14 protein-coding genes are annotated in these 13,539 nt (G+C 69.0%); 6 read left to right on the forward strand and 8 right to left on the reverse strand.

Translation table 11 applies throughout. From position 1 onward, the window contains the following. Nucleotides 1–34 precede the first annotated feature (34 nt). From OHB24_RS41315 to OHB24_RS41325, 3 genes are read right to left on the reverse strand one after another with little or no spacing between them, the layout of a single operon-like run. Nucleotides 35–316 carry a ubiquitin-like small modifier protein 1 gene (locus OHB24_RS41315; protein ID WP_327636421.1) on the reverse strand — a complete coding sequence of 94 codons (282 nt, stop codon included), beginning with the start codon at nt 314–316 and terminating at the stop codon, nt 35–37. A gap of 11 nt (nt 317–327) precedes the next feature. Next, complete coding sequence (locus OHB24_RS41320) at nt 328–1,437, reverse strand: WD40/YVTN/BNR-like repeat-containing protein (RefSeq protein WP_327636422.1); 1,110 nt, start codon at nt 1,435–1,437, stop codon at nt 328–330. 15 nt (nt 1,438–1,452) lie between these two features. Further along, nucleotides 1,453–2,385 (reverse strand): 2-hydroxyacid dehydrogenase, encoded by a 933-nt coding sequence (locus OHB24_RS41325; RefSeq protein ID WP_327636423.1) that lies wholly within the window; start codon nt 2,383–2,385, stop codon nt 1,453–1,455. Nucleotides 2,386–2,462: 77 nt separating this feature from the next. On the opposite strand from OHB24_RS41325, the gene OHB24_RS41330 reads away from it, so the two are divergent. The 4 genes from OHB24_RS41330 to OHB24_RS41345 all read left to right on the forward strand — a co-directional run bounded on the left by OHB24_RS41330 (nt 2,463) and on the right by OHB24_RS41345 (nt 6,869). Continuing rightward, nucleotides 2,463–3,842 carry an FAD-binding oxidoreductase gene (locus OHB24_RS41330; RefSeq protein ID WP_327636424.1) on the forward strand — a complete coding sequence of 460 codons (1,380 nt, stop codon included), beginning with the start codon at nt 2,463–2,465 and terminating at the stop codon, nt 3,840–3,842. Beyond that, nucleotides 3,839–5,125 (forward strand): cyclopropane-fatty-acyl-phospholipid synthase family protein, encoded by a 1,287-nt coding sequence (locus OHB24_RS41335; RefSeq protein ID WP_327636425.1) that lies wholly within the window; start codon nt 3,839–3,841, stop codon nt 5,123–5,125. The genes OHB24_RS41330 and OHB24_RS41335 overlap by 4 nt, the downstream gene beginning before the upstream one ends. 56 nt (nt 5,126–5,181) lie before the next feature. Then, nucleotides 5,182–6,273, forward strand: coding sequence for a PQQ-dependent sugar dehydrogenase (locus tag OHB24_RS41340; protein ID WP_327636426.1), 1,092 nt, complete (start codon nt 5,182–5,184; stop codon nt 6,271–6,273). Nucleotides 6,274–6,344: 71 nt separating this feature from the next. Next, complete coding sequence (locus tag OHB24_RS41345; RefSeq protein ID WP_327636427.1) at nt 6,345–6,869, forward strand: hypothetical protein; 525 nt, start codon at nt 6,345–6,347, stop codon at nt 6,867–6,869. 25 nt (nt 6,870–6,894) lie between these two features. Here OHB24_RS41345 and OHB24_RS41350 read toward each other — a convergent pair whose 3' ends face one another. Next, on the reverse strand, nt 6,895–7,518 hold the full coding sequence (locus OHB24_RS41350) for a TetR/AcrR family transcriptional regulator (protein WP_327636428.1): 624 nt from the start codon (nt 7,516–7,518) through the stop codon (nt 6,895–6,897). A 36-nt stretch (nt 7,519–7,554) separates the two neighbouring features. On the opposite strand from OHB24_RS41350, the gene OHB24_RS41355 reads away from it, so the two are divergent. Then, the gene (locus OHB24_RS41355; RefSeq protein ID WP_327636429.1) at nt 7,555–9,057 is read left to right on the forward strand and encodes a serine hydrolase domain-containing protein; all 1,503 of its coding nucleotides are present in this window, start codon (nt 7,555–7,557) and stop codon (nt 9,055–9,057) included. Between the two features lies 1 nt (nt 9,058). Here the strand turns inward: OHB24_RS41355 and gatB are convergent, their stop codons facing one another. The 3 genes from gatB to gatC are packed head-to-tail and all read right to left on the reverse strand — an operon-like array spanning nt 9,059 to nt 12,371. After that, nucleotides 9,059–10,570 (reverse strand): Asp-tRNA(Asn)/Glu-tRNA(Gln) amidotransferase subunit GatB, encoded by a 1,512-nt coding sequence (gene gatB / locus OHB24_RS41360; RefSeq protein ID WP_327636430.1) that lies wholly within the window; start codon nt 10,568–10,570, stop codon nt 9,059–9,061. Continuing rightward, nucleotides 10,567–12,072 carry an Asp-tRNA(Asn)/Glu-tRNA(Gln) amidotransferase subunit GatA gene (gene gatA, locus OHB24_RS41365; protein ID WP_327636431.1) on the reverse strand — a complete coding sequence of 502 codons (1,506 nt, stop codon included), beginning with the start codon at nt 12,070–12,072 and terminating at the stop codon, nt 10,567–10,569. The genes gatB and gatA overlap by 4 nt, the downstream gene beginning before the upstream one ends. A gap of 2 nt (nt 12,073–12,074) precedes the next feature. Beyond that, nucleotides 12,075–12,371: an Asp-tRNA(Asn)/Glu-tRNA(Gln) amidotransferase subunit GatC gene (gene gatC, locus OHB24_RS41370; protein ID WP_327636432.1), complete on the reverse strand. Its 297-nt coding sequence runs from the start codon at nt 12,369–12,371 to the stop codon at nt 12,075–12,077. A 213-nt stretch (nt 12,372–12,584) separates the two neighbouring features. Between gatC and OHB24_RS41375 the strand changes: the two genes are divergently transcribed. Continuing rightward, complete coding sequence (locus OHB24_RS41375) at nt 12,585–13,229, forward strand: amino acid-binding protein (RefSeq protein ID WP_327636433.1); 645 nt, start codon at nt 12,585–12,587, stop codon at nt 13,227–13,229. 73 nt (nt 13,230–13,302) lie between these two features. Here the strand turns inward: OHB24_RS41375 and OHB24_RS41380 are convergent, their stop codons facing one another. Continuing rightward, nucleotides 13,303–13,491, reverse strand: a complete 189-nt coding sequence (locus OHB24_RS41380) for a hypothetical protein (protein ID WP_327636434.1) — start codon at nt 13,489–13,491, stop codon at nt 13,303–13,305. Between the last annotated feature and the right edge of the window lie 48 nt (nt 13,492–13,539).

The raw sequence follows: 13,539 nt of genomic DNA on the forward strand, positions 1-13,539 counted from the left end.
AACGGCAGTCTTTTCTTTTCGCCGGCGCCGGACGTCAGCCGCCGGCCACGCTCGGGAGGACGAGGAGCTCGTCGCCTTCGGCGAGCTTGGTCTCGAGGCCGGAGAGGTCGCGGATGTTGTCGTTGCCGAGGTAGATGTTCACGTGCCGCCGGAGCGCGCCCTGCTCGTCGGTGAGGCGGCGGCGGAGCGCCGGGTGCTCGGCTTCGAGCACCGCGAAGACCGAGGCGACGGTCGGCGGACCGTCCACCTCGACCTCCACACGTTCGACGCCGCCCGCGAACGGGCGCAGCACCGTCGGTAGGCGGACCGCGATCATCCGACCTCCCCTTATCCCAGCACCGCTGCGCGCACGGTGAGTACGTCGGGCAGGTGGCGCGCGACCTCGGTCCACGTGTCGCCGGCGTCGGCGCTCGCGTAGACGCAGCCGTCCCGCGTGCCGACGTACACGCCGGCCGGATCAGCGGTGTCGACGGTCATCGCGTCCCGCAGCACCGGGGCATAGGAGACATCGGGCAACCCGGCGGCCAGCGCCTCCCAGGTCGAGCCGGCGTCGCGGGAGCGGTAGACCCGGCACTGCGCGTCGGTCGGGATCCGGTTCGCGTCTGCGACCAGCGGGAAGACGTAGACGGTCTCGGGCTCGTGCGGGTGCACCACGATCGGGAACCCGAAGTCCGACGGGAGGCCGTCCGCGATCGACTTCCAGATCGCACCGCCGTCGTCCGATCGGTACACGCCGTGGTGGTTCTGCGCGAACATCCGGTCGGGGACATCGGGGTGCGCGGCCAACTTGTGGACACACTGACCGAACTCCGGATACGGGTCCGGGAAGAACGTCGCCTGGATGCCCTGGTTCTGCGGCGACCAGGACTGCCCGCCGTCGACGGTCTGGTACACCCCGCCGGTCGACATCGCGACACTCACGCGGTCTGCGTCGGTCGGATGCGGCAACACGGTGTGCACCGCCTGGCCACCGAAGCCAGCGCCCCACTCCTTGCGGTGCGGGTGGTCCCACAGGCCGGTGACCAGCTCGAAAGTCACGCCGCCATCGGTCGACTTCCACAGCGCGGACGGCTGCGTCCCGGCGTACACGACGCCTGGTTGGCCGGCCGGGGCCGGCTGGATCTGCCAGACCCGCTCGAGGGAGGCGTCGGCGTCGGCCGGGAACCCGATCGAGCCCTCCGGCGGCTCCGCCCAAGTCGCGCCGAGGTCGTCGGAGTGGAAGACCGCCGGGCCCCAGTGCTCGCTGGTGCCGCCGACGAACAGCCGGGCCCCGTGAGCACCGTGGGCACCGTCGCCACGGGTGTCGATGCCCACGGCGTACACGCCCTGCATCTCGAACTCCGGCACCGGTCCGTCGAGCCGCCACTCCTCGCGGTCAGCACTCCGGCCGATCCAGAGACCCTTCTTGGTCCCGATCAGCAGTACGGCCTCGGACATCGTCGTCCTCCTCCTTCAGCGTGGCGGACCTGCCACCACATTGATCAACGGTTCCCCGGACGCGTAGCGCTCCAGTTGCGCGCGCACCAGCCTGGCCACCCGCGGCGCGAACGCCGTCGAGGCGCCTCCGCGATGCGGATTGATCAGGACGTTCGGAGCAGACCACAGCGGATGTCCGGTGGGCAACGGCTCGGGATCCGTGACGTCCAGCGCGGCCCTGATCCGCCGCGTCCCGAGCTCGGTCAGCAACGCGTCGGTGTCCACGACGACACCGCGCGCGACGTTCACCAGCAGCGCGCCGTCCTTCATGCTCGCCAGGAACTTCGCGTCGACCATCCGTTTGGTGTCGGGCGTCGCCGGGGTCAGCAGTACGACGACGTCCGCGCGCGGCAACAGCTCCGGCAGCTCACTCGTGGGATGCACTCCATCGCGGGCCCGCCGCGCGACCCGGATCACGTCGCACTCGAACCCCGTCAGCCGGCGCTCGAGCGCCTCGCCGATCGCGCCGTACCCGAGGATCAGCACCGTGCGGTCGGCGAGCGAGTCGTCGACCTCGTCGTACGACCCCGGCCAGACCTGCTGCTCCTGGTCACGGACGGCTCGCGGAAGATTCCGGTACGACGCGAGGATCATTCCGACCGCCAGCTCGGCCGTGGAGGCGTCGTGCACGCCGCGGGCGTTGCACAAGGTGACGCCTTCGGCGAGCCGCGTCTGCGCGTGCTCGAACCCGGCCGTCTGCAGCTGCACGACCTTCAGCGCCGGCATGTCGCGGACGACGTCGAATACGTCGCCGCCACCCATGTAGCTGGGCACGTAGAACTCCACCTCGTCGAGCGACTTCGGCCGCTCAGCACCGGAGTAGAAGTCCACGTCGTACCCCTTGGGGACCCCGCCGAGGAACCCGTCCGCGTCCTCCCACGGGAGCCATGCCTTCACCACGTCAGCCATGCACCAGAACTTACTCGGGGTCGTGGACAGTTTGAACTCCCGTGTCCCAGCCCGAGGCACCGTCGTACTCTGGATTGGTGCCTTCGACATCGGACATGGCGGTGGTGGTCGCGCACGATCAAGCCGTCGGGCGGCTGCGGGAGTCGTACGAGCTGATCCCGCCGGGCGAGCCCGTCCGGCTGGCGAAGCGCAGCTCGAACCTGTTCCGGCCGCGCACCGAGATCGAACGCCCCGGGCTGGACGTGTCGAAGCTGACCGGCGTGATCAGCGTGGACCCGGCGGCACGGACCGCCGACGTGCAGGGCATGTGCACGTACGAGGACCTGGTCGCCGCGACCCTCCCGCACGGGCTGACGCCGATGGTCGTGCCGCAGCTCAAGACGATCACGCTCGGCGGCGCGGTGACCGGGCTCGGCATCGAGTCCTCGTCGTTCCGCGCCGGCCTCCCGCACGAGTCCGTGCTCGAGCTCGACATCCTGACCGGGGCCGGCTCGTTGGTCACGGCGCGCCCGTCGGGTGAGCACGCCGACCTTTTCCGGATGTTCCCGAACTCGTACGGCACGCTCGGGTACGCGACCCGGTTGCGCATCGAGCTCGACCGCATCTCGCCGTACGTCGCCCTCCGGCATGTCCGGCTCGACCTGGACTCGCTGGCCCCGGCCATCGACGAGATCGTTGCCTCAGGCACGTACGACGGCGAGCCGGTGCACTTCGTCGACGGCGTCGCGTTCAGCCTGTCGGAGGCGTACCTGACCCTCGGCCGGAACAGCGACGCCGCGGTCCGGACGAGCGACTACACCGGTCAGCAGATCTACTACCGGTCCATCCAGCAGCGCCCGAAGGACTTCCTCACCGCGCACGACTACCTCTGGCGCTGGGACACCGACTGGTTCTGGTGCTCGGCGGCGTTCGGTGCACAGCATCCCGTCGTACGCCGGTTGTGGCCGAAGCGCTGGCGCCGGAGCGACGTGTTCCACAAGATCGTCGGCTTCGAGAACCGGCACCACGTCGCCGCCCGACTGGACCGTCGCCGCGGGAAGCCGGACCGCGAACGCGTGGTGCAGGACGTGGAGATCCCGGTCGCCCGGCTGGCGGACTTCCTGCGCTGGTTCGACAGTCACGTGGGCATGCGCCCGGTGTGGCTGTGCCCGCTCCGACTGCGGGGATCCGAGTCCTGGCCGCTCTATCCGCTGCAACCCGCCGAGACCTACGTGAACGTCGGCTTCTGGGGCACCGTCCCGATCGCCCCCGGCGCCGCGGACGGCGACGTCAACCGGCGGATCGAGCAAGCCGTCAGTGACTTCGGCGGCCACAAGTCCCTGTACTCCGACGCCTACTACGACCGCGACACCTTCGACCGGCTCTACAACGTCGCAGCGCTGGAAGAAGTGAAGAAACGCTACGACCCGGACGCCCGGCTCACCGGGCTCTACGAAAAGGCGGTGACGCGCCGATGACGACGCTCGCGACCCAGGTATCGATCGCCGAAGCACTCACGGCTGTGACTCCGGACGGGTTCCCGTTCCGGTTCACGGCGTACGACGGCAGTGCGACCGGACCGGATGACTCACCTGTGCACATGCATCTCGCCTCCGAGCGGGGACTGTCGTACGTGCTGACCGCTCCTGGCGACCTCGGTCTGGTGCGGGCCTACGTGATGGGTGACCTCGAGATCACCGGCGTGCACCCAGGCAACCCGTATGACCTGATGCGGATGATGCTGAACCAGCTCCACTTCCAGCGTCCGACGCCCAGCGAAGCGCTGCGCATCGTCCGCGGGCTCGGCTGGAATCACCTGAAGCCACCGCCACCACCGCCGCAGGAGCACCTGCCGAAATGGCGTCGTACCTTCGAGGGCCTGCGGCACTCCAAGGCGCGCGACAAGTCGGCGATCCACCATCACTACGACGTGTCGAACCGGTTCTACGAGTTGATCCTCGGACCGTCGATGACCTATACGTGCGCGGTCTACCCGTCGCCGGGCGCCACGCTCGAGGAGGCGCAGGCGGAGAAGTACGACCTGGTCGCGCGGAAACTCGACCTGCGCCCGGGGCAACGGCTGCTCGACGTCGGCTGCGGCTGGGGCGGCATGGTCCGGCACGCGGCCCGCGAGTACGGCGTCAAGGCGCTCGGCGTCACGTTGTCCGCGGCCCAGGCGGAGTGGGCGACGCAAGCGATCAAGCGGGAGGGCCTGGAGGACCGCGCCGAGGTGCGGTTCCTCGACTACCGCGACGTCGCCGAGCGCGACTTCGACGCGATCAGCTCGATCGGCCTGACCGAGCACATCGGCGTCCGCAACTACCCGTCGTACTTCGGGTTCCTGCTCGACCGGCTGAAGCCGGGCGGCCGGCTGCTCAACCACAGCATCACGCGGCCCGACAACCGGTTCCGCTCGACCGGCGCGTTCATCGACCGCTACATCTTCCCGGACGGCGAACTGATCGGCTCCGGCCGGATCATCGCCGAGGCGCAGGACGCCGGCTTCGAGGTCCGCCACGAGGAGAACCTCCGCGAGCACTACGCTCTCACCCTGGCCGGCTGGTCGGCCAACCTGCTCGCGAACTGGGACGAGGCCGTGGCCGAGGTCGGCTACCCGACCGCCAAGATCTGGGGCCTCTACCTGGCCGCCTGCCGCGTCGGCTTCGAACGCAACACCACCCAACTCCACCAGATCCTCGCCGTAAAACTCGACGACGAGGCCGACGCCCACTTCCCCCTCCGCCCCACCTGGCTCAGCTGAACCGTCCGTTGACCTGCGGTGTAGTAATGAGGCGGGGCTATCGGAGGAGGCAGGGCGTGCGAGGTAAGAGTGCGGTGGTGGTGGCTGCGTTGGCGTTGGTCAGCGGGTGTTCGGAGGCGACGCCGACCAGCTCGCCGTCGGCATCGGCGAGTTCGGGTACGGGGGTGCCTACGGGCACGCTGAACCTAACAGTCGCGTCGACGGTGGCGACGGGGATCGAGGTGCCGTGGGGGTTGGCGTTTCTGCCGGACAAGAGTGCCCTGGTGGCTGAGCGGGACTCCGGGAAGATCCAGCGGATCGCCGGGCAGGACGTGACCGACGTCGGGACCGTGGACGATGTGAAGTCGTCGTCGGAGGGTGGGTTGCTCGGGCTGGCGGTGGATCCGGGGTATCCGGGCAAGCCGTACATCTACGCCTACTACTCGGGCGGGGACGACAACCGGATCGCGCGGATCACCTACCAGGACGGGAAGTTGTCGGATCAGCAGGTGATCCTGGACGGGATTCCGGCGGCGGCGATCCACAACGGCGGGCGGCTGCGGTTCGGGCCCGACGGGTTCCTGTACGCCGGGACCGGCGACGGATCGGACCGGCCGAACTCGCAGGACGACAACTCGCTGGGCGGGAAGATCCTGCGGATCACCACCGAGGGCAAGGCCGCGCCGGGCAACCCGGACGGCCGGGTCTGGATCACCAAGGGCCATCGCAACGTGCAGGGTCTCGCGTTCGACGGGAACCAGTTGTACTCCGCCGAGTTCGGGCAGAACACCTGGGACGAGCTCAACGCGATCACCCCCGGCGCGAACTACGGCTGGCCGGCCGCCGAGGGCATCAGCCAGCTGGACGGGATGACCGACCCGATCGCGCAATGGCACACGGCCGACGCGTCGCCGTCGGGGATCGCGTTCGCCAAGGGGTACGTGTTCATGGCGTCGCTGCGCGGCCAGCGACTCTGGGCCATCCCCGTTGCCGGAGGCAAACGAGTTGGCGAGCCGCAGGCGTTCTTCACCAACCGGTACGGGCGTCTGCGCACGGTCGAACTCGCACCGGACGGATCCTTGTGGGTCACCACGTCCAACACCGACGGCCGCGGCGGCGATCGCGACGGCGACGACCGGATCCTGCGCGTGACACTCAGCACTTCCTGATCGGTCAACCGTTTACGCTCTTCGGTCGTCTGGTACTTGTTGAAGAACAGTGACCTGAGGAGGAGATCGGTATGCCGACCGGCCAGGCGTCTGGCGTCCCCAGCAGTGTGATCGCAGCGGTGAGCAGGTTCGACGATGCTCAGCGGACAGTCGAGTACCTCAGAAGCTATGGGATGAACGCGGCGAACCTGGAGATCGTCGGCGCCGGACTCCGGCAAGCCACCAGACGCAGAGTGGTTCCGGTCGTCCGGCTCACCGCGACGACCGCGCTGCAGGGCGCGTTCCTCGGCGTTCTCGCGGCCGTCTTCATCACCTTGGTCGCGGAAACCACGCTGACCGGTCTCGCGGTCGTGGTCTGGGGCTTCGTGTACGGCGTACTCGTCGGAGCCCTCTGGGGTTTGTTCCGCGGACTCGTACGCAATCGGCCGGACCTGGTCAGCACCGAGGTCCTACCGACCCGCTACGAGGTCCGCTGCCCCGCCGCCGAACTGTCCGTCGCGCAAACCCTGCTCGCAGACGCAGCCGACGTAGACGACGGCCGAGTAGATCGCGGAGTCATCGCCGACGCCCCGCGCCCCGAGAGGAACGCAGCCTGAGTAGGAGGGCCTGCCTCGGTCGCGCCTAGGCGTGGCGGCACTGACCGCTGAAGACGGTGGCGACGACCGGGTCGAGAACATCGGAGGAGCTTCGGATGCTCGCGGGGCTGGTTCGCAACGAGAGAACGTCGGCCAGACCGTAGACGGCGCTGACGATCCGCAAGGCCGCGGCGTCCGGGTCCGAGCCGGGTTCGACCTCTCCGCACTCCCGGCCGTTGCGGACTGCGGTTCGTACCCGCAAACAGAGCGCGTCGTGCGCGCCCAGAGCGAGGGCTCCGAGCGCCGGATCCTGCGAGGAGGCGAGCTGGAGTTGCCGCGCGATGCGATGCTCGCGGCGGCGCTGCTCGTCCAGGGGAAGCAGTTCGCGCACAGCTCTGTCGATGATCTGCCGAATCGACCAGTGCTTCTTCTCCCCTGCCGCGACGGCCGCGTCGATCCGGCTGTCGCGGCGGCGGATGAGGTCGTCGTAGGCGTAGTTGAGCAGCTCGTGCCGATCGGCGAAGTAGTGCTGGATGAGACCGACCGAGATCCCGGCGGCCGCGGCGACCCGGGCATAGGTCGTTGTCGCGAAGCCGTGCTCAGCCACCTGGTCCTGGAACGCGGAGGCGATGAGCTGCCGGCGCTCCTCGTGATCGACAATCTTGGGCACTCGTAAACCATACAGGCATATGATAAAGATAGCCATATGACTGTATGGCGAAAACTGGGATCGCTTCTCGCGGCGGCACTCAGCCAGAGCGTCCTCGCCGTGACACCAGCCATCGCCGCCGGCGATCGACCTGACGCAGCTGTGCTGGATGAGTTCGTCCAGCAGCAGAGCCGCGCGATCGGCGTACCGGGCGTTGCCTACGCCGTTGTCGGACCTGGCGGTGTGCAGCACAGCGCAGCGTTCGGCGTCGACGGCGACAGGCAGGAGGTGACTACCCGGACCGCCTTCCTGTGGGGCTCGGTGTCCAAGCCCGTCACCGCAACCCTGGCGGTACTCCTCGCTCGGGACGGCCTGCTGGATCTCGACGCGACGGTGGCCAGGTTGGTCCCGTCGTTCACCACCGCCGATCGGGACTCGGCGGCCCGGATCACGGTGCGCCAACTCCTCGACCACACCAGCGGCCTTCCCAAGGGGCTCGAACTCACCGACCGGTACGAGGCGGGTCGCGGCATCACCTCGCTGCTCCCGCAACTGGCCGACCTGGAACCGCTGGCACCGCCAGGCAGCACGCACGCGTACTCGAGCCTCAACTACATCGTGCTCGGCGCGGTCATCGAATCGGTCACCGGTCAGCCCTTCGCCAAGATCCTCGCCGAGCGGCTACTCGCTCCGGCCGGCATCAGCAGTGCGCTCGCCGACGCCCCGCGGGCTGAGCAGGTGCTGCCGCCCGGACACCGCTTCCTCCTGGGCGGCCCGCGTGCCTTCGACACCCGAGTCGATCCGGCAACCGTTCCGGCCGGCTATCTGGTCGGCTCGGTGAACGACCTCGCGGCGTACGCGCGGACTCAATTGCCTGGCGGGCCGGTGCTCGACAACACAGAACGCACCCTGCTTCATACCGCCCGCGTGGTTCTCGGCGACAAGAGCAGATATGCGCTGGGCTGGCGGGCCTCGCAAGTCCCTGGTACCGACGAGGCGATGATCTGGCACGGCGGCGCCGCTCCTGGCTACCAGGCCGCGATCCTGCTGCTCCCTGAGCGCGACCAGGCGGTGGTCATGCTGCAGAACGCCTACGGCCCTTTCCATGACACGCGGCTGATGGACACCGCGCTAGGCGTCGCCTCACTCCTGACAGGCGCCGAACCCGAGCGCCACCCCACCGACCTGGCCTACCCGGCGCTCCTCGCGGCACTGGCCCTGTTGTCGATGGTTCTGCTCGCGCTGGTGATCGTCACCGTGATCCGCCTGGTCCGGGGCCCGAAGCCTCGCGCCATCCGGCGCCGCCTGATCGGCCTCAGCCTGACCCTGCTCGCCCTCGGAGCTCTCGCCTTCGCCCTGGCCCGCCTTCCTCGGCTCGCCGGCGTCTCCCTCGGCCAGCTGCCCCTCTGGGCGCCCGACGTGTTCTGGCTGGTGCAAACCGCACTGATCCTGTGCGCCGCACTCGCTGTGGTCCGCATCCTGGCAACGCTCGTAACACCGGAGGGCTTGGGTGTAGTACGAGGCAAGCCCGGGGTCCGGAGACCCCGGGCTCAGGTGTAGGTCAGATGCCGAGTTTGGTGTTCAGGAGTTGGCGGACCTTGGCGGCGTCTGCCTGGCCGCGCATGTCTTTCATGACCGCGCCGATGAGGGCGCCGGCGGCGGCCGGCTTGCCGGAGTTGACCTTCTCGACGACGTCCGGGTTCGCCGCGATCGCGCGGTCGATGGCCTCGAGCAGCGCCGAGTCGTCCGACACCAGCGCCAGCCCGCGCTTCTCGATGATCTCCGCCGGCGTACCCTCACCGGCGAGCAGACCCTCGAACACCTGCCGCGCGAGCTTGTCGTTCAGCGTGCCGTCGTCGACGAGCTTCTGCACCTCGGCGACCTCGGCCGGACCCACTCCCAGCGCGTCCAGGTCCTGACCGGACTCGTTCGCCGAGCGGGCCAGCTCACCGAGCCACCACTTCTTCGCGGCGGCCGGCGTCACGCCGAGCTCGATGGTCGCCACGATCGGCTCCAGCGCATTGCCGTTGATGACGTCGCGCATCTCGAGGTCGGTGAAACCCCAGTCCTCCTGCAGCCGCGCACGCCGTACCGAAGGAGCTTCGGGCAGGGTTCCGCGCAACTCCTCGACCCACTCGCGCGACGGCGCGACCGGGACCAGGTCGGGCTCCGGGAAGTACCGGTAGTCGTCGGCGTCGGACTTCTCCCGGCCGGACGTGGTGATACCGGTGTCCTCGTGCCAGTGCCGGGTCTCCTGCAGGATCTTTCCGCCGGCGTTCAGCACGGCCGCCTGCCGGGTGATCTCGTACGTCACCGCGCGCTCGACCGAACGGAACGAGTTCACGTTCTTGGTCTCGGTCCGCGTGCCCAGGGCAGTCGAGCCGTGCGGCTTCAGCGACACGTTGGCGTCGCAGCGCAGCGAGCCCTGATCCATCCGGACGTCGGAGACACCGAGCGCGAACAGCAGGTCGCGCAGCATGCTGACGTACGCACGCGCCACCGCCGCGGCTTTCGCCGGCGGCACCTCGATCGTCTTGGTGACGATCTCGATCAGCGGGATACCGGCCCGGTTGTAGTCGACCAGCGAGTGCGAGGCACCGTGGATCCGGCCGGTCGCGCCCCCGATGTGGGTCGACTTGCCGGTGTCCTCCTCCATGTGCGCGCGCTCGATCTCGATCCGGTACGTCTCGCCGTCGACGACGACCTCGGTCCAGCCGTTGAACGCGATCGGCTCGTCGTACTGCGAGGTCTGGAAGTTCTTCGGCATGTCCGGGTAGAAGTAGTTCTTCCGGGCGAACCGGCACCACTCGGCGATCTCGCAGTTCAGCGCCAGGCCGATCTTGATCGCGGACTCGACGGCCTTCGCGTTCACCACCGGCAGCGCGCCCGGCAGACCGAGGCAGACCGGGCAGGTCTGGGTGTTCGGCGGGGCGCCGAACTCGGTCGGGCAGCCGCAGAACATCTTCGACTTCGTGTTCAGCTCGACGTGGACCTCGAGGCCCATCACCGGGTCGTAGGTCGCCAGCGCGTCGGATATCTCCACTACTTCAGCGTTTTTCAAAGGCGTAGTCATCGGGTCACCTCCAGCTCCGGAGCCTTGGTCATCAGTACGCCGCCCCACTGCTCGGCCAGCGCGGACTCCAGCGCGGCGCCGACCTTGTAGAGCAGGTCGTCGCGCATCACCGGCGCCATCACGTGGAAGCCGACCGGCAGGCCGTCCTCGTCGGCGAGGCCGCACGGGAACGACGCGGCCGCGTTACCGGCCAGGTTGGACGGGATCGTGCACAGGTCGTTCTTGTACATCGCGATCGGGTCGTCGATCCGGTCGCCGATCGCGAACGCGGTCGTCGGCGTGGCCGGCGAGACCAGGACGTCGACCTGCTCGTAGGCCTTGGCGAAGTCGCGGGCGATCAGCGTCCGCACCTTCTGCGCCTGGCCGTAGTACGCGTCGTAGTAACCGCTCGACAGCGCGTGCGTGCCGAGGATGATGCGGCGCTTGACCTCGGCGCCGAACCCGGCCTCGCGGCTCAGGCTCGTCACCGTCTCCGCGCTGTTGGTGCCGTCGTCACCGACGCGCAGCCCGTACCGCATCGCGTCGAACTTGGCCAGGTTGGACGAGGCCTCGCTCGGCAGAATCAGGTAGTACGCCGGGAGGGCGTACTCGAAGTGCGGGCAGGAGACCTCGACCACCTCGGCGCCGAGCTTGGTGAGCAGCTCGACCGCCTCGTGGAAGCGGGCCTCGACACCCGGCTGGTACCCCTCGCCGCCGAGCTCCTTCACGACACCGATCCGCAGACCGGCGACGTCACCGTTACGGGCGGCCTCGACGACCGCCGGGACCGGCTGGTTGATCGAGGTCGAGTCCATCGGGTCGTAGCCGGCGATCGCCTCGTGCAGCAGCGCCGCGTCCAGCGTCGTCCGCGCACACGGACCAGGCGTGTCCAGCGATGACGCCAGCGCGATCAGTCCGTACCGCGAGGTGCCGCCGTACGTCGGCTTCACACCGACCGTTCCGGTGAACGCACCCGGCTGCCGGATCGAGCCGCCGGTGTCGGTGCCGATCGCGAGCGGCGCCTCGTACGCCGAGATGGCCGCCGACGAACCGCCGCCGGAACCGCCCGGGATCCGGCCCAGGTCCCACGGGTTGTGGGTGGTGCCGTACGCCGAGTTCTCCGTGGAGGAGCCCATCGCGAACTCGTCCATGTTGGTCTTGCCGAGGATCACGATCCCGGCCGCCTTCAGCCGCTTCACGACCGTCGAGTCGTACGGCGGCTTCCAGCCCTCGAGGATCTTCGAACCGGCCGTGGTCGGCACACCCTCCTGGGTGAGCACGTCCTTCAGCGCCAGCGGTACGCCGGCCAGCGGGGACAGCTGCTCGCCCGCCGTCCGCTTGTCGTCGACCGCCTTCGCCTGCGCCAGCGCGCCTTCGGTGTCGACGTGCAGGAACGCGTGCACGTCACCGTCGACGGCGGCGATCCGGTCGAGGTGCGCCTGGGTGATCTCCACCGAGCTCGCCTGCCCGGACGTCATCAGCTCCGCGAGCTCGGCCGCGGTCTTCCTGGTGAGGTCACTCATCGTCAGTCCTCCTCCAGGATCCGCGGCACCCGGAAACGCTGGTCTTCCGCGGCCGGCGCGCCGGACAGCGCCTGCTCGGGGGTGAGGCACGGGACGTTCTCGTCGGCGCGCATCACGTTGGTCAGCGGCAGGGCGTGCGAGGTCGGCGGGATGTCGTCCGCCGCCACCTGGCTGACCTGCCCGACCAGGGTGATGATCTGGTCGAGCTGCGGCGCAAGGTGGTCGAGCTCGTCGTCGGAGAGCTCGATCCGCGCCAGTCGCGCCAGGTGCGCAACCTCTTCGCGGGTAATCGATGGCATGAACTGATCCAATGGTTCGCAGGACTTCCGCAGCGTGTTCCGCCGCGACCCGAGCCATCCTAGTGGGCCGCTGTGACAGGCACGTTGCGTCGCCCCCTGGGCTGTGGACAACGGCGGGATGAGATGGGTCGGCGTGTCTCTGCCTACCGCTCTGTAACATGGGCGGCGACAAGGCGTTATGCACAAGGTGATCGGCTGGGAGATGATCGTTCGGTGTTCCTGCTGCGCTTGATCATCCCCGACCGGCCCGGTTCGCTGGGCGTCGTGGCGACGGCCCTCGGCGAGGTGGACGCCGACATCCACGCGATCGAGATCGTCGAGCACCGGCGGGAGAACGGCACCGCCGTCGACGACATCGTGGTCGACCTGCCACCGGGCGTGCTCCCGGACCGCCTGGTCTCCGCCTGCAACGGCGTAGCCGACGTCGAGGTCATCTGGTTCTCGCGGTACGGCGCCGGCGGCGGACTGCACATGGACCTGGAAGCGGTCGAGCAGATGACGTCCGCACCCGCGGACGCGATCGACATCCTGGTCGAACAGTCACCGGCTGTGCTGCACGCGGACTGGGCGGCGCTGCTCGACGGCACCGGCAGCGAGGTGAAGGTCGCACTGGAGACCAGCGCGACGCCGGAGTTCGGCGACGTGGCGGGCCGCTGGCTCCCGATGGAGAAGGCCACGACGCTGGAGGCCCCGGACCACAAGGGCCTCGCGGAGTCGGTGCTGGTCGCCGCACCGCTGGAGTCCGACCGCCGCGTCCTCGTGATCGGCCGCCGCGGTGGCCCCGAGTTCCTCGGCTCCGAGGTGGCCCGCCTCTCCTACCTGGCCTCCCTGGCCGTCACCATCCGCGCCACCGCCTGACCCGACGCGAAAACCCCCGCTCGCCGAATCGCTGCGAGCGGGGGTTTTGCTGTGTCTCAGGTGAAGCTGTGGCTCAGGTGAACTGGAAGTACGCGAGTGCCCAGAGGCCCGCGATGATCAGCAGGACGACGACGCCGACCAGGCTGACGATCAGGATCGCCTGGCTGTTGCTGCCGTTCCGGTCCGGGAGGTCGAACTGGGTGGGACCCCAGGCCCCACCGCCGTCGACCCGCTGGAGCGCCTCGGGCGGTGGCTGGGCCATCGTCCGAGACTCCCGCTTCTCCCGGGGGAACTTCACTCGGTCCTCCGT

Source organism: Kribbella sp. NBC_00482, from assembly GCF_036013725.1.
Lineage (GTDB): Bacteria > Actinomycetota > Actinomycetes > Propionibacteriales > Kribbellaceae > Kribbella.